Here is a 25,442-nt window from a genome sequence, read left to right on the forward strand (position 1 = left end):
TTAAAATTATGGAATGATTTTTGAACCTCAAACGTTATGAAAAAATCTTTAATCTTCTTGCTACTTCTTTACAAATCAGCATTTTTTGGTCAAACTGTATTGACTTCTCATGCTTTAGATCTAAAAAAATCAGCAAAGAATATTCAGATTTTAAATGCCGAAAATTTACTCACGCACGAGGTGTTTGTATTTGCTGCTTATGACCAAAACATTACTATTTTAAAATACAATAGTGCTTTATTTCTAACGGACCAATATACAGGACCGCTTGTCAATTTGGAGAATAAAGAATTGATTGCTTCGAGTTTTAGCGAAGATGGAAACCCCAGTCTTTATTGGACTTCGAGAGATTTTAAAGAAATTATAGTGATCAAATATTATTTAGAAACCAAAACGTACAAAGCTTTAAAATTTGGCTTTCCGTCTGAAAGTCAGTATGTCGTGGCGACTTTTCAGGATAATAATTTGTTTTACATCCTTTCTAAACCTATCTCAGAACAGACTCTAGCGGTTTATACTTTTAAAAATGGAATGGTTGAAGAAAAAATATTTGACTTTTCTCTGTTCAAATTTCAAAATAAAAACACCAGTTTCCTTCCTTTCACCGAGTTGATCAAACAAAATCCTATTGAAAAAATGGAGGTCAAGGACTACAATCCTCTATACAAAAGCACCGCAAAAAGCAAAGTTTACCTGCAGGAGAACAAGATGGTATTGACCTTAGATCAAAACCCAAAGCAAACGCAAGTTTTTGAGATTAATTTAGATAGCCATACTCTTAATGAAAAGATCTTCCTGCAGCCTAATACCAAAAAACCACTGCGATCCTCTAATTCTTTTTTAGCAGAAAACAAACTATTTCAAGTCACTGCAAATAAAGAAGAACTGCTGTTTGATTTAAAAGATTATGGTTCTGGTTTAAGTATAAAAAGCATTCATGTTGCAAAAAACGACACGATTCGTTTCAAAAACTCTCCTTTATTGATACAAAGAGAATATGGAAAACCAGGTGAAATCAAAAAAACAGCCAAATTTTTACACTATCTTTCAAATTTGGATATTGGTTTATCCGTTTTCAAAAATAAAAAGAACACTTTGATCACTCTCGGAGGAACACCAAAAAGTGAAAATCTCAATTATTATACTCAAAATTTTGGTCAATATGATGATGAATTTGGTCAAATATTTTCGCCTATTACTTTTTATCCCAACGTGCATACCGAAACTGTTTTCTTTGAAAGTGTTTTAAACAAAAACTTTGAGTTCAGTAGTAGCGAGCCTTCTCCTTTGGCTGTAGATAAAATTTCTTATTTCTTAAATCAGCATCAGGAAGCGGCTTTCGCCAATGTCATTCCGTTTAAAGATTACTTTATTTTGGGTTATTATGATCAAACTACCAAAGAGTATGTTTTGCTTAAATTTAAAGATGGTTTTAATTGATAAAACGAGTAGTTCTGAAATCATTGATTTTATGAACACCTAATTTTATTGAGAATTGATCCAAATATGCTGTGTTTTCTTTGTTTCGAAAAACGGTTTGGATTATTTTTTTTAACTTTACAAAAAAGACACAATTATGTTATCAAAAAATATTGAAGCCGCTTTAAATAAGCAAATTCGCATCGAGGCAGAATCTTCGCAAACTTATCTTTCTATGGCTTGTTGGGCTGAAGTACATGGTTTAGAAGGAATTGCACAATTTATGTATACTCAATCTGACGAAGAACGTGAGCACATGCTTAAATTAATAAAATATGTAAACGAACGTGGCGGACATGCTCAAATTACAGATTTGAAAGCGCCAAAAACGAGTTATTCAACTTTCAAAGAAATGTTTGAAGCCCTTTATGCACATGAAATTTTTGTTTCGGAATCTATTAACGAATTGGTACATATCACTTTTGAAGAAAAAGATTATGCGACTCACAATTTCTTGCAATGGTATGTTGCCGAACAAATTGAAGAAGAAGCTACGGCCAAATCTATCTTAGACAAAATTAACTTAATTGGTGACGACAAAGGCGGTCTTTACTTGTTTGATCGTGATATTCAGCAGTTAGCAGTAACAAGCTCAATCGCCATTAATCCTAAATAAAAAAGTTAAAGTTTATTTAGAATATATAAAAATAAGATATTTATTTTATCTTTGTCTCAGTTTTATAATTCCAGTATAAAGTGAGCAAGAAAGAAAAAGATAAGGACAAGAAAAAGGATAAAAAGAAGAAGAAAAACAAAGATATCCTTGAGAACATTAAGAAGCTTGAAAACTGCAAGTCAACTTGTTGTGAAAAATTTAAAAAGAGCGAGAAAAAACGTTGCTCCAGATGTCCTATGTTTGACTTACTAAAAAATATAGCATAAAAAGACCTTCAATTATGAAGGTTTTTTTATGCACAAATCATAAGCTTTCCATTTTATAAAAAACAAATTAACATCCCAAAAAGCAAATATTTCAATTTATGAAAAATGCTAGCATCGTACCTAAATCTAGTCTCGATTTTTTGTCACAACTTAAAGAAAACAATAATAAAGTCTGGTTTGATGCCAATAAATCCAACTACCAAACCGAGCTAAATTATATACAGACTTTTGCGGATGCTTTACTTAAAGAGCTTTCTAAAACAGATGTTTTGGAAACGGCTTCGGGCAAAAAAAGTGTGTACAGAATTTATCGTGATATTCGTTTTTCTAAAGACAAAACTCCTTTTAAAACCTTTTGGGGAGGCAGTTTTACCAGAGCAACAAAAGAAAGACGTGGCGGATACTATTTTCATTTGGAAGCTGGAAACAGTTTTCTTGCGGGAGGTTTTTGGGGTCCCAATGCCGCAGATTTAAGAAGAATAAGAGCTGAATTTGGGCACGATCCTAAACCAATGCGAAAGATACTGGAGGCTAAATCATTTGTTAGCACTTTTGGAAACTTGCAAGGCGAGCAGCTTAAAACAGCGCCAAAGGGTTTTGATGTGCAACACGAAGCGATAGATTTACTGCGCTACAAACAGTTTTTGGTCATTAAACGCTTTACCGATGAAGAAGTATTGGCCCATAATTTTGTGGAACAGGCCACAGAAACATTTCAAAAAATGCGTCCTTTTTTTGATTATATGAGCGAAATACTTACAACAGATATTAACGGTGCTTCTGTTTTATAAATTTATCATTAATTCAAACCCAAAAAAAGCGACTGATTTTGCCAACCAGTCGCTTTTTAATAAAATACTTTGTACTCATTATTTGCCCATTAGTAAAATTTCATTTATTACGACTTCGGTCACATAACGTTTTTCTCCATTTTTATCATCGTAACTTCTGTGGGTAAGTTTCCCTTCAACGGCAATTTCTTTTCCTTTTACCACATATTTTTCGATGATCTCTGCAGTTTTACCCCACGCAGTTACGCGATGCCACTCGGTTTGCTCAACTTTTTCTCCTTTTTCATTGGTATATTTTTCATTAGTTGCAATGGTCAAGTGAGCCAGTTTTCTACCGTTCTCTAATGTTTTGATTTCTGGTTCGTTTCCTACGTTTCCAATCAATTGTACTTTGTTTCTTAATGTGCTCATGGCGTATATTCTTTTTTAAAGTTGTTATAAAATGAATTCATTTATCAAATTCAACAAGGCAAAATTGCAGCAACTTTCCAAAATTATTCGGTTACAAAGTATTTACTATCGACTATAACTATTTGTAAACGTTTGCAAATGGGATTAATTTTTAGTATATTTGAGATAAATCTTACATTATGCAAACCGAAATTAATAAAGTTGAATTACGAAATTTAAAATTAGACGACTACAAGGAGCTCAAAAACTCAATGATAGAATCCTATCCAGTAATGGCGAATTCGTATTGGAAAGAATCAGATATCGAAAATTTACTCACTATTTTTCCTGAAGGTCAACTGGTGATTTTGGTAGACGGAAAAGTAGTAGGTTCTGCTTTGTCATTGATCCTTCCAGAAAAATTAGTAGATAAAAAACACAATTACAGACAAATTATTGGCAATTATACTTTTTCAACTCACAATCCCGATGGAGAAATCCTGTACGGAATAGATGTTTTTATTCACCCCAATTATCGTGGTTTGCGTTTAGGACGCCGCTTGTATGATGTTCGTAAAGAATTGTGCGAGCAATTGAATCTGAAAGCGATTGTTTTTGCTGGTAGAATTCCAAATTATGCAAAACATTCTAAAAAACTTACTCCAAAAAATTATATAGAAAAAGTCAAGCACAAAGAATTGCATGACCCAGTACTTTCTTTTCAGCTGAGCAATGATTTTCATGTTTTACGAATCATAAAAAACTATTTGGAAGGTGATGAAGAATCTAAAGAATTTGCGGTACTTCTGGAGTGGAACAACGTTTATTATGATGAAAGTCCAAAATTGATTAATCTTGAAAAAAGTGTAATCCGCCTAGGCTTGATTCAGTGGCAAATGCGTCAGCTCAATAATATCGAAGCCCTTTTTGAGCAATCTGAATTTTTTATCGATGTTGTGTCTGGTTACGGAGCCGATTTTGCCTTATTTCCGGAACTTTTTATTGCGCCTTTAATGGCCGATTACAACCATCTTTCTGAAGCCGAAGCCATTCGGGAACTCGCTCGCCACTCTGACCCAATTAGAAAGCGCTTTCAGGAATTTGCTATTTCGTACAACATCAATATTATTACGGGAAGTATGCCGTATCTCGACAACGGAAACCTGTACAACGTTGGTTTTTTATGCAAAAGAGACGGAACCTCAGAAATGTATACCAAAATTCACATCACACCCAACGAAGTGCAACATTGGGGCATGAAAGGCGGCTCAGAATTTAAAACATTTGATACCGACTGCGGTAAAATTGGTATTTTGATTTGCTACGATGTTGAGTTTCCTGAGCTTTCGCGAATTATGGCCAACGAAGGCATGAATATTTTGTTTGTTCCTTTTTTAACAGATACTCAAAATGCGTATACGCGCGTCAAACATTGCTCTCAGGCACGTGCAATAGAAAACGAATGTTATGTGGCGATTGCCGGCTGTGTTGGTAATCTGCCAAAAGTAAACAATATGGATATTCAGTATGCACAAGCGTCTGTTTTTACGCCTTCGGATTTTGCTTTTCCAAGTAATGGCATCAAAGCCGAAGCGACACCTAATACCGAAATGACACTGATTGTTGATGTCGATTTGAATTTACTAAAACAACTTCACGAGCACGGAAGCGTTCGGATTTTGAAAGACCGCCGAAATGATTTGTATGAAATTAGAAAAATAAATCCGTAATCGTTTTATCAAATTACGAGCAGAATGAGATAGAATTCATCATTTGAAATTTAATTGTTTTTTAGTTTTAAAAATAGTACATCATGAAAACCTGCCTTGAATGTAGTGATAAAATTGTGGGTAGAGAGGACAAGAAATTTTGTTCTGACAGCTGCCGAAATGCTTACAACAACAAAATAAACAAAGACAGTAATAATTTTATGCGAAATGTAAATAACAAATTGCGTAAAAATTACCGTATTTTGTCTGAACTAAACACAGAAGGAAAATCTAAGTCAACAAAAGATAAAATGTTGCACAAAGGTTTCGATTTTGATTTTTTTACTAATATATTGCAGACTAAAACAGGAAACACCTACTATTTCCTGTATGATCAAGGCTATCGCGCCTTGGAAAATGATTATTATATGCTTGTTAAAAAAGAAATTTAGCCCCCAAATATCCCATGAAAAAAAATTACAATTCCATAACCGCTTTTATCTGCATCCTGGCGATTCTGGGTGTTATTTATGCGTCAATGATGCCGCAATTTATCACTAAAGACGAAGAAGCTTTGGCAGAATTCTCGACCGAAAGAGCCTTCGAACAGGTTAGAATCATTGCTCAGAAACCACATTATGTTGGCTCGACCAATCACGAGTTGGTGGCTAACTACCTAAAATTAGAGCTCAACAGAATTGGTCTTGAGACTAGTACTCAGGAAGGATTTACCTTAAATGACAGAGGTTTATTGGTAAAGTCGAAAAATATTTTAGCTCGAATAAAAGGAACCAATAATTCTAAAGCGCTATTATTACTTTCGCACTATGACAGTGCTCCACACTCTTTTTCTAAAGGAGCCAGCGATGATGCTTCGGGAGTTGCAACCATTTTAGAAGGAATTCGCGCATTTTTATACAGCAAACAACCGCATAAAAACGACATTATCATTCTTTTTTCAGATGCCGAAGAATTAGGTTTAAACGGTGCTGCACTTTTTGTTAACGAACATCAGTGGGCAAAAGAGGTTGGTTTGGTACTTAATTTTGAAGCCCGAGGCTCTTCTGGACCAAGTTATATGTTAATGGAGACCAATCAGGGGAATCAGGGACTTATTCAAGAATTTAAAAAAGCAAAAACAACCTATCCTGTATCCAACTCGTTGATGTACAGTATTTATAAAATGCTCCCGAATGATACCGATTTGACCGTTTTTAGAGAACAAGGCAACATTCAAGGATTCAATTTTGCCTTTATCGACAGTCATTACAATTATCACACACAACAAGATGACATCAAGCATTTAAGCAAGACTACACTTAAACATCAGGGTACTTATTTGATGCCTTTGCTGAAGTATTTTTCTAATATCGACCTTAACCAAACCGTTACAACAGAAGATAACGTTTATTTTAACATTCCGTTTTCGTTTGTTACCTATCCGTTTACATGGGTTTTCCCAATGACTTTGATTGCATTAGGATTACTGATTCTTTTTATTTTTATAGGAAAAGCAAAACGTGTCCTGACATTTAGCGAAATGTTCAGAGGTTTTGTACCGCTAATCGGATCGGTGATTGTTGCTGGTTTTGTTACTTTTTTGGGATGGAAAATTTTTCTCGAAATCTATCCGCAATACAATGATCTGTTAAACGGATTTACATATAACGGTCACGCTTACATTGGCGGATTTGTAGCCCTGAGTCTCGCTATTTGCTTTGCTTTTTATCGCAATTTTTCAGAAGCAAAAGTGACTATGAACCATTATGTAGCACCTTTATTGCTTTGGATTATCGTAAATGCCTTTCTGGCCAACAGCTTGACAGGAGCCGGATTTTTGATTATTCCTGTTTATTTTGGACTCATTTTATTCGGAATTTATGTCCTGACCCAAGGTTCTAGTTTAGGACTGAATTTAATTTTCAGTATTCCTGCATTAATCATTATTGTGCCCTTTATTCAAATGTTTCCGGTAGGTTTAGGATTGAAAGTTCTTTTTGGAAGCGCTGTTCTTACCGTTTTGGCATTCGGATTATTACTGCCTGTTTTCGGGTCGTTTGCTAGAAAAGGAGCCTGGACATTGTTTTTCTTTACTATTGCAATCTCTTGTTTTGTATATGCAGGATATCATTCTGATTACCAGTATGGCAAAGCCAAATCCAACAGTTTGTTATACGTGTACAATGCAGACAATGATGCTGCTGTCTGGACCACTTACGATATCAATCTTGACGATTGGACCAAAACCTACTTAGGCCAAAACTCTCAAAAAGCAGTGGGTTTAAACAAATTGCCCATTTACAGCAAATACAATTCCGGCTTTACTTACAGTGCTATTGCGCCAAAAGTAGCCGTGCCAAAACCAACGATTCTTTTTCTTAGAGACAGCCTTGTCGGTAGTCGCCGTCACATGAAAATTCAAATTAGACCGAACAGAAAAGTAAATCGTTACGATATTTTTGCCAATCTCAAAATGACTTTCTACAATTTCAAAGCCAATGGTGTCAAGACTTATGGTGAAAAGGGAAATGTTCTAAAACGAGACGGGATGAAGATGATCACTTATTATGTAGTAAAAAACGAACCTCTTACATTAGAATTCACAATCAATAACTCATCCATTTTTGATATGGATTTAATAGAAAGTTCTTTCGATCTTATGACCAATCCACTGTTTAAGATTGCCCCAAGAAGCGACTGGATGATGCCAACGCCATTTGTGCTCAATGATGCCGTTTTAATTCAGCAAAAAATCAAAAGACAGACGCTGGCACCAGTAAAACCAATTGCAGTTCTTCCTGCAAAAGAAACTGTTGCGCCTGCAAAAGATAGTTTGACAACAAGCGTTAAACCTGAATAAAAATGAGTCAAATAAGTATTTTAGGTTGTGGTTGGCTGGGTTTGCCATTGGCGAAAAGACTCATTCAGGAAGGTTATTCTGTAAAAGGATCTACTACTTCTGAAAACAAACTTTCTGTTTTAGAAAATGCAGGAATACATCCTTTTTTGGTGGCGCTTGAAAGCGAAAGTGTTTCAGGCGCTATAGAGGATTTTTTAGCACAAAGCGAAATACTGATTATCGATATTCCGCCCAAATTACGCGGAAGCAATGTAGATTCTACAACTACTGAAAAGAAAATATTTGTAGAAAAAATCAAAAACCTGATTTCTTTTATTGAACAATCAAGTGTAAAAAAAGTACTTTTTGTAAGTTCATCTTCTGTTTATGGCAACGAAAATAGTGTGATTACAGAAGAAACTAATGCGAATCCGGAAACAGAAAGCGGTAAACAATTGCTTTTGGCAGAAAGTCTTTTACAACAAAATCAAGACTTTCAAACCACTATTTTGCGCTTCGGAGGATTAATTGGTGAAGACCGACATCCCGTGAAATTTTTGGCTGGTAAAGAAAATTTAGAAAATCCAGATGCTCCCGTCAACTTAATTCATCAAAATGATTGTATTAGAGTCATCCAAGAAATCATCTATCAATCAAAATGGAACGAAGTTTTCAACGCCGTTGCACCCTTTCATCCCACAAGAGAAGAATATTATACTCAAAAAGCAAAAGAACAAAACTTGATTTTACCGAAATTTAGTGCTGAAAAAACGAATATAAAAAAGGTAATTTCTAGTGAAAAAATCGAACGTGTTTTAAATTATCACTTTAAAATGGACGATTATTAAATCATATAAATTAATTTAAATGAAGTTTTAGAAATTTTACAACCTACAGTCCTAGAATTTCTTCAATCATTTAAATGTAGGGAGCAAAAAACTTTACGAACTTTGCTCAAGAACTCTTTTCTTTGAAGTTAAATTATGGAAACAGCCTATATCAATTCGCCTTTAGGAATTACCAAAATCATGGGAGATCAAGACGGTATTGCTGTCATTTCAGTTTCAGATGTAGGCGAAAACGAGGTTTCGGTGGTAATTCCGGAAATTTTAAAAGAAGCCGTTTTACAGCTTCATGAGTATTTTGAAGGCAAAAGAACCAACTTCAATTTAAAATTAAATCCGAAAGGCACAGAATTTCAGCAAAAAGTATGGAAATCACTATTAGAAATTCCCTTTGGAAAAACCATAAGTTACAGCGATCAAACCAAAAAATTGGGTGATTTAAAAGCGATTCGGGCGGTGGCATCGGCCAATGGCAAAAATCCGTTATGGATCGTGGTTCCGTGTCATCGGGTAATTGGAACAAACGGTTCACTCACAGGTTATGCTGGTGGTTTACATCGTAAAAAATGGTTATTGGAGCACGAAAACCCTAGTACACAACAAAGTTTGTTTTCATAATAATGTAAAAAAGAAACGAAACTTTTTACAAAATATAATCTTTTTCTTATTTTAAGTGAAATTTGTTTATATTTATAAAACAAACAATCTCACGAGTCTAAACATTTAAGACGCCTCAGCAATGATTGAAAAAATAAACCTCAACAATATTTTATTTCTCGATATAGAAACCGTTCCGGAAGAAGAGAATTTTAATTCGCTTGACGCCGAAATGCAATCGCTTTGGGATCATAAAACACAATACCAGCGAAAAGACGCATTTTCTCCCGAAGAATTTTATGAACGTGCCGGCATTTGGGCAGAATTTGGCAAAATTATTTGTATTTCTGTAGGCTATTTTACGATAAAAGGTGACATTCGAAACTTTCGGGTAACCTCTTTTTTCGGAGACGAAAAGAAAATTTTAAAGGATTTTAATAATTTACTGAACAACCATTTCAATCAGCCGCAACATCTTTTGTGCGGGCATAACGCTAAGGAATTCGACATTCCTTTTTTGGCGCGACGCATGATCATCAACCAAATTGCCATTCCAGACAAACTGAATCTCTTTGGAAAAAAACCATGGGAAATTGCACATCTGGATACTTTAGAATTATGGAAATTTGGCGATTATAAGCATTTTACTTCTTTGAAATTACTGACCAAAATTCTCGGAATCCCTTCTCCAAAAGGCGATATCGACGGCAGTCAGGTTGCGCATGTTTTTTATGTAGAAAAAGACATTGACCGAATTGTGACCTATTGCGAAAAAGATACTATTGCCGTGGCACAGATTTTTCTTCGTTTGCGACGCGAAGATTTACTGATTGATGAGGAAATTATTCATGTTTAATTTTTAGAGGTAAAGCGACAAAGTTACAGAGGCGCAAAGTTTTAGATTATAAAATTTAAATATTTTAGAAATGACGCATCGGGAAATTTCACATCAAAGGCTTGTTTCACAAAAGCTTTTAGAAACCAGTTCAAGTTCTCCACAAGAAATTGTTCATCATTTAGGTGCCATGCAGGCTCAGGATTATTCAATGGCAAAATGGGCGATTGGTTCTCGATGTGATGCAACAGAAAAAGAGATTGAAGAAACTATAAATTTAGGAGAAATTATTCGTACCCATATTCTACGACCAACCTGGCACTTTGTTTCTGCCGATGATATTTATTGGATGTTGGATGTTTCTGGACCACAAGTCAAACGTATTATTCTTGCTGAAACCATAAAATACGGTTATGATGAAAAGGAGTTTGACAAGATTAATTCGAGAATTGAAAAAATGCTGGCCGGAAATAATCATTTAACCCGTGATGAAATCATTCAAGAACTTAATGTTAAAAAGGTTACGGGTGAATATTTTTTAAGTCCGGTTCTTATTATGATGTATGCAGAACTAGACGGTTTAGTCTGCAGCGGAAAAACGCGAGGAAAACAAATGACTTATGCATTACTCGAAGAGCGAGTTTCAAAACCAAAATCCAAACTAACCAAAGAAGAAGGCTTAACAAAATTAGCTCTAAAATACTTCGAAAGCCACGTCCCTGCTACGCTTCATGACTTTTCATGGTGGTCTGGTTTTCCAACAACAATTTGTAAACAAACCATTAATGCAATTGAATTGCAATTGAATTCAGTTGAAATTGATGGTCAAAAATATTGGTTTGGAAAAGATTATTCTCTTAAAAACAACTTCCGCGAAAGCGTACACTTTATCCCGGCATTTGATGAGATTTTAATTTCGTATAAAACACGAGAAGTTTCTATTTTAATAGAACATCAATCGATGGCTTTCACCAACAACGGCATTTTCAAACCGGTTATTCTTGAAAACGGTAAAGTTATCGGAACCTGGAAAAGAACCCTCAAAAAAGATCACGGTAAAATAGAAACGCAATTTTTTAATGAAACCGAAAGTCACAAAAAAGCAATTCTGTTTGAAGGCATTAAAGCTTTTGAAAACTATCTCGAAACCAAAATTCTTATCGAATAAATCGGTTTTTTGCAAAAACAGTATGGTTTTAAATACTTTGTTCTCGTTTACACACTAAATTCTTTGTGCATTTTATTGTGAAATAATTACATTTACAAAAAAAACAGCATTATGGTATTAAGCAGATTTTGGCTAACTATCTTTATTTCGTCGATCATCTTTATTATGATCACTTTGTTTACTGCAAATACTTATACAATTGATTCTGTATTGAATGGTAAAAAAGATGATCTTATTCTGGTTTCAGAAAAATACGCTGAACAGCTTCCTGCTTTTATAAAAGACAGCATCAAAAAAGCACCGGATCAAACGATGATTATCAATCATAATACGCTAAATGCCGATACGACGTATGTTTATAAAAACAAAACCGTAAAAATTTACAGCGGACTTCAAAAATCTGATGGTTTATTACCAACCTGCAAATCTACATTGATTGATTTAATTTTGCCTCTTATTGCCTATTTGGCTTTTTTCTGCGGATTAATGGAACTTTTAATCATTTCCGGAGCATCAGGAAAATTAGCTAAAGGATTGAGTCCAGTTTTTGTAAAAGTGTTTCCGAGCATCCCAAAAAATCACCCGTCTATCTCGTATATGACTTTAAACTTTGCTGCTAATTTCTTAGGATTAGATTCGGCTGCAACTCCATTTGGTCTTAAAGCGATGGAAAGTTTACAAGAAATAAATCCCGAAAAAGACAAAGCCAGCGACGCGCAGATTATGTTTATGTGTCTCCACGCTTCTGGTTTAACCTTAATAGCGACTTCTATTATCGGTTATCGCGCAGCAGCAGGTGCAAGTAATCCTGCTGATGTAATGCTTCCTTGTATTATTACTTCGTTTATCGGTACAATTGCGGCTTTTCTAATTGTGGGAATCAAACAAAAAATCAATTTCAAGAGTGCTTCTTTAGTTATTGCTTTAATGGTTTTAATTGCGGCAATCATTGGTTTGCTGATGTATGTAAACCATCTAGATTTGATAGGAAAAAATTATTTCACCACAAATTTATCTGCGTTGATATTACTTGTCATAATAGTTTTTACGCTGGTGTTTTCATTTTTAAACGAAAAGAAATTTAAGGACGCAGAAACCACCGTTTTTGATGCCTTCGTAGTAGGAGCCAATAATGGAGTTAAAACCGGCGTTACCATTTTCCCTTATGTTTTAGGAATGTTAGTAGCAATTTCTCTTTTTAGAAATAGTGGTTTGTTTGAAATTATTAGTGATGGGATTGCCTTTATTTTCTCGAATATGGGAGTCAACAAACAAATTACCGATGCACTGCCCGTAGCCATGCTTCGTCCTTTTAGTTCTGCAGGTTCACGAGGATTTTTGATTGATTCTATGAATACTTTTGGCGCCGATTCTTTGACAGGAAGATTGAGCAGTATTTTTCAATGCAGTGCCGAAAGTACTTTTTATGTGATCGCCGTTTACTTTGGTTCTGTCAATATCAAAAATACCCGTTATGCTTTAGGGACAATGCTTTTGGTGGATGTAATTTGTGTTATTACTGCTATTTTTGTGGCGAGTTGGTTTTTTTAAATTTCATTTTATCAAATAATAAACAGGAAGTATGTTTAAAAGATTTTTTAGTAAAAAAAAGGAAGTTGAAACTATCGAAAACATCTCATCTGAGGAAAAAAATCAATTTACTGAAGAAGTGGAGACTAACGTAGAAGTTGAAACCGAAGAGAAGAAAGAAGAAAACAAATTCGAACCCAATAAAATTGACTGGTTAATAAACGATTCTATCCTGACTTTTATGCCTCGTGAATTGTACATGCATTATTGGGACAACAATACCGAAAAAAACCTGCAAGATCCGTCATGGCAAAATCAAGGTGTTTATTTTTGGAATAACAACGAACCATTTGAGAGAAAATCTTTGCCCGATTTTTTTGAAAATTTTGAAAAGAAATTATTTGTTTTTCATGAGGTTCCTGACTACATTTCATTGGTATCTGCAAAAGCAATTCCGTGGTTTGGAATGCCCGGCGAAGGAGATAAATTCTGTCTTAGATACGATGACCACCCAATAACGCTGGAAGAAGCTCATAAATTGAACATTATAAAGTATGTTGAAATCATAGAATTAAACTACGAAAATCTGGGCGTCCTAAACGATCGTGACAACTATTGTTTCCTAATTGATCCCAAAGAAGTTACATTCGAAAATCAGCTTTTTTACCTAAATGGAGAAAAAATTTCGTTAGCAGAACTCTATCAAAAAAAGAAACTACTGGTTTTATCAGTACAATAAATAACATCGATATACATTCATGAAAATACAAGCACTTTTTGTTTTATTGCTTTTAATTGGTTGTCAAAAACCAAAATCTAAACCACAAATAACAAGTACAACACCCGAAAATAAAACTCAAACCGTGAGTATTGTTGAAGAAAAGTTCTTAAAAACAGATACTATTTCCATTTCAGATGATGGAGAAACATCAAAGGAAAATTATATCCTCGCGCATCTTCTGGATCAAAAAGCAGACAAAGACAGTGTTGTTACCGCAAGATACCGACTTGATTTTTATCTGAATAAAACCAAAACTGCCGATTCAAAAATTACCATTAAAGGAATTGAAAAAGGATCAGAATGGGGAGCAAAATATGGATTGGCTTCAGTCGAATCGCCTAAAAACTCACCTTTCATTCAAATTAGTTTTGGATATCCCGCTTGTGGTTATACATCTAATAATTATCTTTATTATCTAAAAAACACCAATTTACAATTGGTTCATCAATGGTATGCCATGTCAGATAGCGGTTGGGGAACCTGGGTTAGGTTTGAAAACTCAACTTCAAAAACAAATACCGAATCTTTTTATTGCAAGACTGTTTCATTTGAACCTGAAAATGACAATGACGAAATGGGAACGGTAACTTATTCCGACTCGATTGTCTTTCGCTTAAGCGGAAATCATTGGAAAAAGCAATTACTTTCGGCAAAAGACAAAGTCTACTTTGAGAAAAAGATTCCGTTTAATGAGTTTCACGATCTGGATTAAAGCCTGAAAAACAGTTGTAATTCAAATTCTTTCTTAGGTAAATAATTTTTAACTTTGTAAAAAACAAAGCAATGATTGATTTTATATACCAAGATCCTTATCCTATTTTAAAGGATGAAACGCAATATCGCAAAATCACTTCTGATTTTGTGAAAGTAGCACAATTTGGAGAACGAGAAATTCTTACTGTCGACCCAAAAGGGTTAGAATTATTGGCCGAAGAAGCGTTAAACGATGTTTCGTTTATGCTAAGAACGACACATTTGCAAAAATTACGAAAGATTCTTGATGATCCAGAAGCCACAGACAATGACCGTTTTGTAGCTTACAATTTATTGCAAAACGCATCTGTTGCCGCCGAAGGTCAGCTACCAAGCTGTCAGGACACAGGAACAGCGATTGTAATGGCCAAAAAAGGAGAAAACATCTTTACAGGTGTTGATGACGCAGAATGGCTAAGTAAAGGGATTTTTAATACCTATCAAAAACGCAATCTACGTTATTCGCAAATTGTTCCGATTTCGATGTTTGAAGAAAAAAATTCAGGTTCGAATCTTCCGGCACAAATTGATATTTATGCTAAAAAAGGCGCCTCTTACGAATTTTTATTCATGGCAAAAGGCGGTGGTTCTGCCAACAAAACCTACTTATACCAGCAAACAAAATCATTATTGAATGAAAAATCATTGGATGCATTCATTCGAACAAAAATAAAAGACTTAGGAACCTCTGCATGTCCACCTTATCATTTGGCTTTGGTCATTGGCGGCACTTCGGCGGAAGCCAATTTAAGCGCCGTTAAAAAAGCATCTGCGGGCTATTACGACCACTTGCCTACTTCGGGAAATATGTCGGGTCAAGCATTTCGCGATTTAGAATGGGAAGAAAAAGTTCAGAAAATCTGTCAGGAGAGTGCTATTGGTGCTCAGTTTGGCGGAAAATATTTTACGCATGACGTACGTGTGATTCGTTTGCCTCGTCACGCTGCTTCTTGTCCGGTTGGATTGGGCGTTTCGTGTTCTGCCGATAGAAATATTAAAGCAAAAATTACCAAAGACGGAATTTTTGTAGAACAATTAGAAGTAAATCCAAAGCAATTTTTACCAGAAACCGCTCCGCATTTAGAAGCGCCAGTTGAAATTGATTTGAATATGCCAATGGCCGATATGTTGGCGAAATTAGCGCAGTATCCGATCAAAACACGTTTGAAACTCAACGGAACCGTAATTGTGGCTCGTGATATTGCACATGCTAAAATCATGGAATTACTAGAAGCGGGCAAACCGATGCCGGAATATTTTAAAAATCACCCTATTTATTACGCTGGACCGGCAAAAACACCAGAAGGAATGGCTTCGGGAAGTTTTGGCCCTACCACCGCAGGACGTATGGATGTTTATGTAGATGAATTCCAGAAACATGGCGGAAGTATGATTATGCTTGCCAAAGGAAACCGTACCAAACAAGTGACCGATGCGTGTCATAAATACGGTGGATTCTACTTAGGTTCTATTGGAGGTCCTGCAGCGATTTTGGCGCAAGACAATATCTTAAAAGTAGAAGTCGTTGATTTTGAAGAATTAGGCATGGAAGCCGTTCGAAAAATAACTGTAAAAGACTTCCCTGCTTTTATCATTACCGATAATAAAGGAAATGATTTCTTTGAGAATCTTTAATAGAAGGCACAAAGGATCAAAGGATCAAAGGATCAAAGTTTTACAAACCTATTACAACAACAAAAACCGCCTGATTAGGCGGTTTTCTTTTTTAGTAAACATTCACTTTTTACAGATCACATTTTACTTCTTACTTCTTACTTCTTAATAAACTTCTTAACGATTCTTTTCCCATTGTTATCTATTTCAATAAAATAAATCCCTGAATTTAGCTTGCTAACATCTACAGGACTTTCTGTCAATGTTCCAGCAGCTAATTGTTGTCCTAAAGTGTTCATGATTTTAAAAGTTGAACCTTTTGTATCTGATAATAAAACACTTAAACTTGTTACCACAGGATTCGGATAAATCGTCACTTTTGAATCATTTGTTACTTTCTCTATTTCAGAAGTTACTAGTTCCTGAACTACAGCAGATCCTGCCACGATATTTATCGTATAATCTTCTACCTGACCATAAGAAAAAGTCTCACAAGCAGTTGGAATCGCATTATATTTCATCGAAATTCTAACTCGTGTAGTACCTAAACTTGCCGTAGCGGGTATCGTAAAACTTCCTGAAACTGGCGTTATTTTAGAAGCTGTTCTTGTCCAGACAGTTTCGCCAGAATCACTAAAATCGCCATCTTTATTATAATCGATAAAAACTGCATACGCTTCGTTATAGATGGTAGAAGTCCATGTTGGTGTAATAGTAATGGTATTGGCCACTCCTTGCGTTAAATTAGTACTAATAGCAGTAAAATTTTCGTAACCCGTTGTTCCTGTTGATGTATTGTTAATAGTTCCCAGAACAACTTTTCCGATTCTTTCGTCTGCAGTACTATTTCCTTGTGAAGTACAATAAGTTATAGTCGTTGCAAGGGTAGTTATATTTACAGCAGTACTAGACGCCGAAACATTTCCTGCCGCATCTTTTGCTTTTACAGAAAAACTATAGGCTGTTAATGGAGTCAAACCTGTTACAGTATAGCTGGTAGTCGTAGCACTTCCTTTTAGGGTCGTTCCTTGGTAAATATCGTAACCCGTTACTGCCACATTATCCGTTGCTGCTGTCCAGGATAAGTTTGTTGTTGATCCTGTTGTACCGGTTGCAACTAAATTTGTTGGTGTTGTTGGTGCCGTAGTATCAGAAGATCCTACGTATGCCGCACCTACACCTACTGCATAAAAAGCATTTGTAGTAGCGATTACTTCAGGAGAACCCGCTCCATACAAATCAATTGCAGATTGTATTCCAGAAGTTCTAGCATTGGCATAAGTTGAATTAGAAGTCAAATAAACACTTTCTAAACGATACGCAATTTGGGCAGCTTTTTCAATTGTGATTCCGGTTACGTTATACGCATTTCCGATATCATTGGTTCCTGATTTTCCAACAGATAAAATATAAAACCAGTGATTTAATACTCCCGAATTGGTATGAACACCACAATAATCATTATTGCTAGTTGGCGTACAATTTACATTTATCCAATACGTTCCGCCATAAGTATCAGGTTGTCCCTCAGAATTTGGATCGCTCATAGAACGCAAAGCCAAATGTCCCGATCTTCTTTCTATGTCTTCCCCAACCAACCACGTAGATTTGTTAGGAGCCGCACGATACTCAATGCAAGCACCCCAAATATCAGAGAAAGCTTCATTCATCGCACCCGATTCTTTTTGGTACGCCAAATTAGCCGTATACGTACAAACCGCATGACCAATTTCGTGACCCGCAACATCCATTGCAGTCAAAATGTCAAAACCACCCGTTCCCGTACCGTCACCATACGTCATAACACTTCCGTTCCAGAAAGCATTATTATTGTTTGGATAACCTGCCGCAACCAAGTTATAATGCACATAACTTCTAATTTTTGCTCCTGCACCATCAAAACTATTTCTACCATGTACCGCCGACCAGTAATCATAAGTCATTTCGGCTCCCCAGTGTGCATCCAGTGCACCATTGTCTTTATTAGTATTATTGTACTCGGCAGCCGTCCAGTTATTATCGGCATCTGTAAAATTGGTTGTGGGATAAGTTGCTGTTCGAGCCGAATTATACGTCTGAACTCCGTTTCCACGAGTAACATCTGATAAAATATAAGAAGAACCACTCAATGTAGTTTGTATAGTTTGGGTACCGCTGTAACGAGTCGCTGCATTTGCTGCTATAATAGTATTTTCAAAAGTAGAATTATCACTTTTGGCAGCTACATTTGCAGGTGCAGGACCACCATGGCTATGTTGTCCTAAATGTTTGATAGTGGCATTATAAAACAAAACTTCACCTGTTTCGGCATCTATATAAAGATCACCACGACTTAACGGATTGGTTGCATAAATATCAAATTTATAAGCCAAACGCACATGATCCCTTTTTCTTAATTGACCTTGTTCCTCCATATCTGGCAATAAAACCAACTCCCCTTTTGGTTTCTCATAATCCATTGCAGCAGCATCTGATGGTGTTTCCCAGAGATATTGTTTTGCTCCTGTATGTGCAATTGCCTTATCAAAAGCAGCTTTATTTGACAACTTTGGTGTTGTTTTTACATTTTCCAATGCATAAAACTCTCCATTCATAGCAACTAATTTTCCTTGTTTTGAATGTAATGTATAATTGGCAAATTCTACTTTAACTCCTTGCTCATACAACTGAAATTTTTCATGAGTAAAGCCTTCCTTATCGGTTTCGGTTTTAATTTTTGAAAAAGATTGATTGTCTTTTAAACCTAATTGTTCCTTAAAAACAGCTTTAAAGTCAGTGCCTTTGTAAGCTGACTTATCATTAAAAGTAATTAAACTAGGTTGCCCGTTCTCGGATAGATTTTTGAGATCAACCCGTTTGTCGGTTACCACCTGCGAAAATGCAGAAAAGGAAAAAGTTAAAACAACTGCTGTTGTAATAATTTTGGGTAATTTTCTTTCCATAATACTTATTGGTTTTAAAATTGTTAAATAGATTACAAATAAAATAGTAAAAGTAAGTAAATACTTTATTTAAGGATAAAAGTATTTAATTTTAAGTAATTGGTCGGTAAAATTTGTCTTTAATCGATAAAATGCAACTGTTTTTATCTTAAACTCATTTTTACGAAGTAAATCGCAATAATTTGACAATAAAAATAGCGAAAAAGCAATTATAGTATTAATTTTCAATTATTTGTAATAGTACAAATGCCCAATTTTTGAGTTGAAAAGAATCTAAAAACTCATAAACTCTTAAATTTGTCCTACAAAAAAAGCCAGCTCTATTACAAGCTAGCTTTTTGATGATTTTATTAAAAAAAGAAAATCGTTTAGATATTCATTTCCGGAATTTCGCCTTCAATAATCAATTCTGCTTCTGTTGAAGCGATAATGTGCTCAACAGAAACACCTGGCGCGCGTTCTAAGAGCTTAAAACCCCTTGGTGTTATTTCCAGAACAGCAAGCTCCGTAACCACCTTTTTCACGCATCCTACGCCCGTTAATGGCAAAGTACATTTTTTTAATATTTTTGATTCTCCGGCTTTATTAACATGCATCATGGCCACAATAATATTTTCGGCAGAAGCAACCAAATCCATCGCTCCTCCCATTCCTTTTACCATTTTGCCCGGAATTTTCCAGTTGGCAATATCACCATTTTCCGAAACTTCCATCGCACCCAAAATAGTCAAATCTACTTTTTGGCTTCGAATCATTCCAAAACTAAAAGCCGAATCAAAAAAACTGGCTCCGGGAAGTGTCGTAATCGTCTGTTTTCCGGCATTAATAATATCCGCATCTTCCTCTCCTTCGAAAGGGAAAGGCCCCATACCCAAAACACCATTTTCACTCTGAAACTCCACAGCAATATCTTCTCTAACGTAATTCGCAACCAAAGTCGGAATTCCGATGCCTAAGTTGACAAAATACCTGTCTTTTACCTCTTTTGCAATTCGTTTTGCAATATCTTCTTTACTAAGTGCCATATTTATAATGTGTCAATTAAAAAATCTATCAATTAGGGAATGTCATAATATATCGATCAGATCATTTTTTCCAATTATCTTATTATCAAATTCTCTCAATTATGATAATATCTCAATTATTTAATTTTTAACTCTAACCGTTCGTTGCTCAATACGTTTCTCGAATTTTTCTCCCTGAAAAATACGCTGTACCATAATTCCCGGTATATGTATTTGATTGGGATCTAAAGTACCAACCGGAACCAATTCTTCGACCTCAGCAATGGTAATTTTTCCTGCACCTGCCATACAAGCATTAAAGTTTCTGGCGGTTCCTTTAAAAATAAGATTACCAGCCTCGTCTCCTTTCCATGCTTTTACAATAGCAAAATCGGCTTTGAAAGCTTCTTCCATAATGTGCATTTTTCCGTTGAACTCGCGCACTTCTTTTCCTGCCGCCACTTCGGTTCCAAAACCTGCTGGAGTAAAAAAAGCAGGAATTCCAGCCTGTGCGGCGCGAGAACGTTCTGCCAGAGTACCTTGCGGAATTAACTCCACTTCTAGTTCGCCCGACAGCATCTGACGTTCAAACTCGGCATTTTCACCCACGTACGAAGAAATCATCTTCTTGATTTGTCTTTTTTGCAAAAGCAACCCTAAACCAAAATCATCTACACCTGCATTATTAGAAATACAAGTAAGATTCGAAATTGATGTTGCTACCAAAGCTGCGATAGTATTTTCCGGAATTCCGCATAAGCCAAAACCGCCAAACATAATCGTCATGTTGCTTTCGATTCCTTTTATTGCTTCCTGAACATTATTTACTTTTTTTGTAATCATATCAAATGGTCTTTATTGACGTATAATTTTGATAAAAATAAAGTTTTTTGATTAAATAATAGTTATTTCATAAAAAAATAATAGTCAAAGCAAAAAAAAGCCTTTTGGATCTTCCAAAATTAAGGAAGAAACAAAAGGCAATACTTTATTTTTATGAAATGAAAACCTACTTAGAAAGAGGTCAATTTACAATTACAGTTCAAATTCGTCTGTACTTTGCTCTGTCTGAGTAGTATCTTTTACGACAGCTGGTCTAACGTAACAATCTACTTTTATGCTCAAACCAGGAGGACGATCAAATGCAGATTTTGAAACCTGAAGCCCTGCATCAGCATAGCATAATTTCATAAAATAAGCCCAAACCGGCAAAGCAGCTGTTGCTCCCTGACCATACGTCAAGCTTTTAAAACGTGCCGAACGATCTTCGCAACCCACCCAAACACCAGTTACTAAATTTGGAACCATACCCATAAACCAACCATCTGATTGGTTTTGTGTGGTTCCGGTTTTACCCGCAATTGGGTTTTTGAACATGTACGGATATCCTGTCCAGCGATTGTCGCCATTACCACCGCCTTGTGTACGCAAACGCGCACCAGATCCAGTCTCGGTAACACCTTCCATCAATTTAATTACGGCAAAAGCAATATCTTTATTTAGTACATCGTGTGATTCTGGAATTGGTTCATAGATCACCTCGCCACTTTTGTTTTCAATACGACTTAAAAACTGAGGTTTTACATACACTCCCTGATTGGCAAAAGTACTGTAAGCCGCTACCATATCTTCTACTGTAGCATCTACTGCACCAAGCGCTATTGAAGGTTGAGAAGGAATATCAGACTTGATTCCTAATTTATGCGCCAGTTCTACCACCGCATCAGGACCCGTTCTGTCTATAAGTTTTGCAGAAACCGTATTGATAGAGTTTGCCAAACCTTGCTTTAAAGTTACCATACCACGGTATCTATTATCGGAGTTTCTTGGTTCCCAATCTTCCGTAACATTATGTTTCCCTTTATGAATCATAAACGGACCGTCAAGAATAGAGTCACAAGGCGACATGTTAAGTTGCTCGATTGCAGTTGCGTAAACAATTGGTTTGAAAGTCGAACCTACTTGTCTCGCTCCTTGTCCTACGTGATCGTATTGAAAATATTTATAATTGATTCCGCCTACCCAAGCCTTGATACTACCTGTCTGAGGCTCCATCGCCATTAAACCTGACTGCAGAAAATGTTTGTAATAACGAATAGAATCCAACGGAGTCATTACGGTATCTCGTTCTCCTTTCCAGGTAAAGACGCGCATTTTAGTTTTTACTTTAAAAGAAGCTATAATATCTTCTTCACTTTTTTCTAAATCTTTCATCATGGCCCAACGGCTCGAATTTTTCATGGCTTGCATCATGATTCTATCCGTTTCGGCTTTTGTAATATTTAAAAAAGGTGCATTCTTATTGGTTTTAGATTCAATAAAAAACTGTTCCTGAAGATTTTTCATATGAGCCAAAACAGCCTCTTCGGCGTGCATTTGCATTCTCGAATCTATTGTGGTATAAATTCTCAAACCATCTTTATAAATATCATAATCCGAACCGTCTGGTTTTTTGTTTTCAGCCATCCATTTTTTCATGTAGTCACGCAGATATTCTCTAAAATAAGTTGCCATTCCTTCGCGGTGGCTTTCTAACTTAAATTTTAAGTTTATTGGTAAGGCTTTGTACTTCTCTTTTTGAGACTCCGTAATCATCTTGGCTTTTACCATTTGCCCAAGTACTACGTCACGACGGTTTTTAACACCAACAGGATTTCGCAACGGATTATAAAGAGATGAATTATTAAACATTCCAACTAATATTGCCGATTCGTCTATGGTTAAATCTTTAGGCTCTTTAGAAAAATACGTTTGAGCTGCAGAACTTACCCCAACAGCGTAATTTCCGAAATCGTATACATTACAGTACATCGCTAAAATCTCATTTTTGGTATACTGCCTTTCCAGACGAATTGCAATAATCCATTCTTTTACTTTTTGCACTATTCTAAAGGGCAAAAAGCTAGATCCTCCACGATGAAATAATTGTTTTGCTAACTGCTGTGTTAAGGTACTAGCTCCTCCATTGGTCCCCAAGGAAAAAGCAGCTCGCAAAGTTCCGCGTCCATCAATACCTGAATGCTCATAAAAACGAGCATCTTCGGTAGCAACCAAAGCATCTACAAGGTTTTTCGGTAAATCCGAATACTTCAACTGAGACCTATTGGTTTTAAAGTACTTACCGATCACGACTCCATCTGATGAAATAATTTCGGTAGCCAAATTAGAATCCGGATTTTCTAAATCTTCAAAAGAAGGCATCGAACCAAAAAGGCCCCATGAAGCGAACAAGAAAAACGCTAGCAGCGCTAGTAGCCCGTAAACGAAAATTCGCCAAAATTTCTTTTGATAATACTTAATATCTTTAACACTATTTGGTTGATTGTTTTTTGTGGTAGCCATAACTATTTCAAATCTTTTTGTTCTATTCTAAAACCTACATCTGTAATACCCTCTAAAGCCTGAACACCTGGTATCTTGCCTGATTCTCTAACAGCTTGTTTGATATGTACTTTGTATTTTCCTCTAAACTTTACTCCTTCTTTAAAATATAGTTTACTTTCTTTAATATCCGAGAAACCTTCTCCTAAAAGTGTGCCGTCAGGATTGGCCATTAAATATTCTAAAGTGTCGACTTTTGTAAATCCGTTTGGCGTTTCGATAGCCACAATCAAAAAAAGATTATTGAACGGATAATTGTTATTATCTCTCAAATTTACAAATAAATCATATCTTTTTGTGGAGTCTAAAACGGGCAAATCAAAGGTTACAATACTGTCTTTATGCCACGCACTTCCAACAGATTTGTACTGATCAAACACTCTTTTTTTATCACAAGAAAAAAGAAGTATCCCTACCAAAAGAAGAATTCCGCTATTTTTTATTCTCATTTTTAGTAATAATTATAGGTTTTCTAGGTTCGCCTTGCTTTTTTTCGTTCGAATTATTGTTGGGTTTGTTCGAATTATTAGGCTTGTTATTATTCGGTTTGTTGGGTTTATTTGGGTTTCCTCCTCCGGGCTTTGGGGCATTGATATTGTTATTTGCCTGAGGTTTCGGGGCGTTGGCCACAATCGCATTTTCTGTTGGTTTGCGTTTGCGATTTGGTTTTTTCTTTCTTTTCGGCTGATCAAAACGAGTTAAACTTTCCTGCCCCATTGCGTTATTAAAATCTTTTTCAGGCTCTAAAGTCACCTCAATAGCAAAATCTTCCAAAGACGAAACTTTGTTTTTTTGCTTATTCTCGGCAATAATTTCTTTTACCTGATCAATTTTCAAAACATGCCAGTTTGCAAAATTATTGGTGTAAGCAAACCACATCAATCCCTTAAAAATATCTTGTTTCTGGCAGATTGCGTCTCCTTTTTCAGTAACCAGCTTGGTATCGTAATCCGGAAAATCTTTCAGGGCATCCATGTACGTATCCAATTCGTAATTCAGGCAGCATTTTAGTTTTCCGCATTGTCCTGCTAATTTTTGAGGATTCAACGAAAGTTGTTGATAGCGTGCCGCCGAAGTATTGACACTTCTAAAATCGGTCAACCAAGTAGAACAACAAAGTTCTCTTCCGCAAGAACCAATACCTCCTAAACGAGCTGCTTCCTGACGAAAACCCACTTGCTTCATCTCTACCCTTGTGCTAAATTCTTTAGCAAAATCCTTAATCAAAAGTCTAAAATCGACTCTGTCATTGGCGGTGTAATAAAACGTAGCTTTCGAACCATCACCTTGAAATTCGATATCCGAAATTTTCATTTCCAGCTTGTGCTGAATGGCCAATTCTCGAGCACGAACTTTCATTGGTTCCTCGCGTTCACGCGCTGCAGACCAAATGTCAATATCTTTTTGAGATGCTTTTCTATAAATTTTAGGTACTTCATTACTCTCGTGATTGACCCCTTTTTTCTTCATTTGAATTTTTACCAATTCACCTGTCAAAGTTACAATCCCGATATCGTGTCCCGGTGAAGCAACAGTAGCCACAATATCACCAATACTTAACGTTAATTTTTCTGAATTTCTAAAAAATTCTTTACGTCCGTTCTTAAAACGCACCTCAACACAATCAAAAATAGCCTCTCCATTAGACGGACTCATGTTCGAAAGCCAGTCAAAAACCGTTAATTTATTGCAGCTATCGGTGCCGCAAGTCCCATTATTTTTACAACCTTTTGGTGCGCCACCATCTGAGGTTGAACAACTTGTACATGCCATAATTTTATATGTAGTGTTGCAAAAGTGCAACTTAAGTTCATAAACGTTTGATCGGTAAAGATAGTATTTTTTTTAGTTTGCTTTTTATCGATTAAAACTAAAGGGTTGTTAAATAAAAAAACCTATTCT

The 25,442-nt window shown here is 35.8% G+C and carries 22 protein-coding genes; 15 read left to right on the forward strand and 7 right to left on the reverse strand.

All coding sequences use genetic code 11. The features are described from left to right. The first annotated feature begins 36 nt into the window (after positions 1–36). The 4 genes from LNP22_RS04645 to LNP22_RS04660 all read left to right on the forward strand — a co-directional run bounded on the left by LNP22_RS04645 (position 37) and on the right by LNP22_RS04660 (position 3,152). Positions 37–1,440 carry a hypothetical protein gene (locus LNP22_RS04645; protein WP_229975551.1) on the forward strand — a complete coding sequence of 468 codons (1,404 nt, stop codon included), beginning with the start codon at positions 37–39 and terminating at the stop codon, positions 1,438–1,440. A gap of 136 nt (positions 1,441–1,576) precedes the next feature. After that, on the forward strand, positions 1,577–2,095 hold the full coding sequence (locus LNP22_RS04650; protein WP_210665999.1) for a ferritin: 519 nt from the start codon (positions 1,577–1,579) through the stop codon (positions 2,093–2,095). A gap of 80 nt (positions 2,096–2,175) precedes the next feature. Next, complete coding sequence (locus LNP22_RS04655) at positions 2,176–2,361, forward strand: hypothetical protein (RefSeq protein ID WP_229975552.1); 186 nt, start codon at positions 2,176–2,178, stop codon at positions 2,359–2,361. A 98-nt stretch (positions 2,362–2,459) separates the two neighbouring features. Beyond that, positions 2,460–3,152 (forward strand): DUF2461 domain-containing protein, encoded by a 693-nt coding sequence (locus LNP22_RS04660; protein WP_229975553.1) that lies wholly within the window; start codon positions 2,460–2,462, stop codon positions 3,150–3,152. A 78-nt stretch (positions 3,153–3,230) separates the two neighbouring features. On the opposite strand, the gene LNP22_RS04665 is transcribed toward LNP22_RS04660, so the two are convergent. After that, complete coding sequence (locus LNP22_RS04665) at positions 3,231–3,563, reverse strand: single-stranded DNA-binding protein (RefSeq protein WP_229975554.1); 333 nt, start codon at positions 3,561–3,563, stop codon at positions 3,231–3,233. Positions 3,564–3,742: 179 nt separating this feature from the next. Between LNP22_RS04665 and LNP22_RS04670 the strand changes: the two genes are divergently transcribed. The 11 genes from LNP22_RS04670 (at position 3,743) to LNP22_RS04720 (ending at position 16,234) form a co-directional block, all read left to right on the forward strand. Further along, positions 3,743–5,272 (forward strand): carbon-nitrogen hydrolase family protein, encoded by a 1,530-nt coding sequence (locus tag LNP22_RS04670; RefSeq protein WP_229975555.1) that lies wholly within the window; start codon positions 3,743–3,745, stop codon positions 5,270–5,272. Between the two features lie 83 nt (positions 5,273–5,355). After that, complete coding sequence (locus LNP22_RS04675; protein ID WP_210665995.1) at positions 5,356–5,703, forward strand: hypothetical protein; 348 nt, start codon at positions 5,356–5,358, stop codon at positions 5,701–5,703. Positions 5,704–5,717: 14 nt separating this feature from the next. Further along, positions 5,718–8,111 carry a M28 family peptidase gene (locus LNP22_RS04680; RefSeq protein ID WP_229975556.1) on the forward strand — a complete coding sequence of 798 codons (2,394 nt, stop codon included), beginning with the start codon at positions 5,718–5,720 and terminating at the stop codon, positions 8,109–8,111. 2 nt (positions 8,112–8,113) lie between these two features. Further along, positions 8,114–8,938 carry an SDR family oxidoreductase gene (locus tag LNP22_RS04685; RefSeq protein WP_229975557.1) on the forward strand — a complete coding sequence of 275 codons (825 nt, stop codon included), beginning with the start codon at positions 8,114–8,116 and terminating at the stop codon, positions 8,936–8,938. Positions 8,939–9,073: 135 nt separating this feature from the next. Then, entirely contained in the window at positions 9,074–9,553 is a 480-nt protein-coding gene (locus tag LNP22_RS04690) for a methylated-DNA--[protein]-cysteine S-methyltransferase (protein WP_229975558.1), read from the forward strand. Positions 9,554–9,674: 121 nt separating this feature from the next. Beyond that, a complete protein-coding gene (locus LNP22_RS04695) occupies positions 9,675–10,388 on the forward strand; it encodes a 3'-5' exonuclease (RefSeq protein ID WP_229975559.1) in 714 nt (237 codons plus the stop codon). A 70-nt stretch (positions 10,389–10,458) separates the two neighbouring features. Further along, complete coding sequence (locus LNP22_RS04700; protein ID WP_229975560.1) at positions 10,459–11,535, forward strand: winged helix DNA-binding domain-containing protein; 1,077 nt, start codon at positions 10,459–10,461, stop codon at positions 11,533–11,535. A gap of 111 nt (positions 11,536–11,646) precedes the next feature. Further along, positions 11,647–13,086 carry a nucleoside recognition domain-containing protein gene (locus tag LNP22_RS04705; protein WP_229975561.1) on the forward strand — a complete coding sequence of 480 codons (1,440 nt, stop codon included), beginning with the start codon at positions 11,647–11,649 and terminating at the stop codon, positions 13,084–13,086. Between the two features lie 31 nt (positions 13,087–13,117). Further along, a complete protein-coding gene (locus LNP22_RS04710) occupies positions 13,118–13,804 on the forward strand; it encodes a hypothetical protein (RefSeq protein ID WP_229975562.1) in 687 nt (228 codons plus the stop codon). Positions 13,805–13,823: 19 nt separating this feature from the next. Beyond that, complete coding sequence (locus tag LNP22_RS04715) at positions 13,824–14,558, forward strand: hypothetical protein (RefSeq protein WP_229975563.1); 735 nt, start codon at positions 13,824–13,826, stop codon at positions 14,556–14,558. A 71-nt stretch (positions 14,559–14,629) separates the two neighbouring features. Then, entirely contained in the window at positions 14,630–16,234 is a 1,605-nt protein-coding gene (locus LNP22_RS04720) for a fumarate hydratase (protein WP_229975564.1), read from the forward strand. Between the two features lie 137 nt (positions 16,235–16,371). Here LNP22_RS04720 and LNP22_RS04725 read toward each other — a convergent pair whose 3' ends face one another. The 6 genes from LNP22_RS04725 to LNP22_RS04750 form a co-directional block, all read right to left on the reverse strand. Beyond that, the gene (locus LNP22_RS04725; protein ID WP_229975565.1) at positions 16,372–19,155 is read right to left on the reverse strand and encodes a M4 family metallopeptidase; all 2,784 of its coding nucleotides are present in this window, start codon (positions 19,153–19,155) and stop codon (positions 16,372–16,374) included. A 368-nt stretch (positions 19,156–19,523) separates the two neighbouring features. Beyond that, positions 19,524–20,180 carry a CoA transferase subunit B gene (locus LNP22_RS04730; RefSeq protein WP_229975566.1) on the reverse strand — a complete coding sequence of 219 codons (657 nt, stop codon included), beginning with the start codon at positions 20,178–20,180 and terminating at the stop codon, positions 19,524–19,526. Between the two features lie 120 nt (positions 20,181–20,300). Further along, entirely contained in the window at positions 20,301–21,002 is a 702-nt protein-coding gene (locus LNP22_RS04735; RefSeq protein WP_229975567.1) for a CoA transferase subunit A, read from the reverse strand. Positions 21,003–21,194: 192 nt separating this feature from the next. Next, positions 21,195–23,501 (reverse strand): penicillin-binding protein 1A, encoded by a 2,307-nt coding sequence (locus LNP22_RS04740; protein ID WP_229975568.1) that lies wholly within the window; start codon positions 23,499–23,501, stop codon positions 21,195–21,197. 2 nt (positions 23,502–23,503) lie between these two features. Continuing rightward, positions 23,504–23,989 (reverse strand): gliding motility lipoprotein GldH, encoded by a 486-nt coding sequence (locus LNP22_RS04745; protein WP_210666916.1) that lies wholly within the window; start codon positions 23,987–23,989, stop codon positions 23,504–23,506. Further along, positions 23,973–25,313 (reverse strand): PSP1 domain-containing protein, encoded by a 1,341-nt coding sequence (locus tag LNP22_RS04750; RefSeq protein ID WP_229975569.1) that lies wholly within the window; start codon positions 25,311–25,313, stop codon positions 23,973–23,975. The genes LNP22_RS04745 and LNP22_RS04750 overlap by 17 nt, the downstream gene beginning before the upstream one ends. Between the last annotated feature and the right edge of the window lie 129 nt (positions 25,314–25,442).

This window comes from Flavobacterium flavipigmentatum, from assembly GCF_020911905.1.
In the GTDB taxonomy this organism is placed as follows: Bacteria; Bacteroidota; Bacteroidia; order Flavobacteriales; family Flavobacteriaceae; genus Flavobacterium; species Flavobacterium flavipigmentatum.

Excerpts from the sequence above, each read along its gene's own strand:
- LNP22_RS04750 (WP_229975569.1), bottom strand. The coding sequence starts at position 25,313 with ATGGCATGTACAAGTTGTTCAACCTCAGATGGTGGCGCACCAAAAGGT.
- LNP22_RS04700 (WP_229975560.1), top strand. The coding sequence starts at position 10,459 with ATGACGCATCGGGAAATTTCACATCAAAGGCTTGTTTCACAAAAGCTT.
- LNP22_RS04735 (WP_229975567.1), bottom strand. The coding sequence starts at position 21,002 with ATGATTACAAAAAAAGTAAATAATGTTCAGGAAGCAATAAAAGGAATC.
- LNP22_RS04745 (WP_210666916.1), bottom strand. The coding sequence starts at position 23,989 with ATGAGAATAAAAAATAGCGGAATTCTTCTTTTGGTAGGGATACTTCTT.
- LNP22_RS04725 (WP_229975565.1), bottom strand. The coding sequence starts at position 19,155 with ATGGAAAGAAAATTACCCAAAATTATTACAACAGCAGTTGTTTTAACT.
- LNP22_RS04650 (WP_210665999.1), top strand. The coding sequence starts at position 1,577 with ATGTTATCAAAAAATATTGAAGCCGCTTTAAATAAGCAAATTCGCATC.
- LNP22_RS04710 (WP_229975562.1), top strand. The coding sequence starts at position 13,118 with ATGTTTAAAAGATTTTTTAGTAAAAAAAAGGAAGTTGAAACTATCGAA.
- LNP22_RS04685 (WP_229975557.1), top strand. The coding sequence starts at position 8,114 with ATGAGTCAAATAAGTATTTTAGGTTGTGGTTGGCTGGGTTTGCCATTG.
- LNP22_RS04645 (WP_229975551.1), top strand. The coding sequence starts at position 37 with ATGAAAAAATCTTTAATCTTCTTGCTACTTCTTTACAAATCAGCATTT.
- LNP22_RS04695 (WP_229975559.1), top strand. The coding sequence starts at position 9,675 with ATGATTGAAAAAATAAACCTCAACAATATTTTATTTCTCGATATAGAA.
- LNP22_RS04715 (WP_229975563.1), top strand. The coding sequence starts at position 13,824 with ATGAAAATACAAGCACTTTTTGTTTTATTGCTTTTAATTGGTTGTCAA.
- LNP22_RS04680 (WP_229975556.1), top strand. The coding sequence starts at position 5,718 with ATGAAAAAAAATTACAATTCCATAACCGCTTTTATCTGCATCCTGGCG.
- LNP22_RS04705 (WP_229975561.1), top strand. The coding sequence starts at position 11,647 with ATGGTATTAAGCAGATTTTGGCTAACTATCTTTATTTCGTCGATCATC.
- LNP22_RS04660 (WP_229975553.1), top strand. The coding sequence starts at position 2,460 with ATGAAAAATGCTAGCATCGTACCTAAATCTAGTCTCGATTTTTTGTCA.
- LNP22_RS04690 (WP_229975558.1), top strand. The coding sequence starts at position 9,074 with ATGGAAACAGCCTATATCAATTCGCCTTTAGGAATTACCAAAATCATG.
- LNP22_RS04730 (WP_229975566.1), bottom strand. The coding sequence starts at position 20,180 with ATGGCACTTAGTAAAGAAGATATTGCAAAACGAATTGCAAAAGAGGTA.
- LNP22_RS04675 (WP_210665995.1), top strand. The coding sequence starts at position 5,356 with ATGAAAACCTGCCTTGAATGTAGTGATAAAATTGTGGGTAGAGAGGAC.
- LNP22_RS04665 (WP_229975554.1), bottom strand. The coding sequence starts at position 3,563 with ATGAGCACATTAAGAAACAAAGTACAATTGATTGGAAACGTAGGAAAC.
- LNP22_RS04720 (WP_229975564.1), top strand. The coding sequence starts at position 14,630 with ATGATTGATTTTATATACCAAGATCCTTATCCTATTTTAAAGGATGAA.
- LNP22_RS04740 (WP_229975568.1), bottom strand. The coding sequence starts at position 23,501 with ATGGCTACCACAAAAAACAATCAACCAAATAGTGTTAAAGATATTAAG.
- LNP22_RS04670 (WP_229975555.1), top strand. The coding sequence starts at position 3,743 with ATGCAAACCGAAATTAATAAAGTTGAATTACGAAATTTAAAATTAGAC.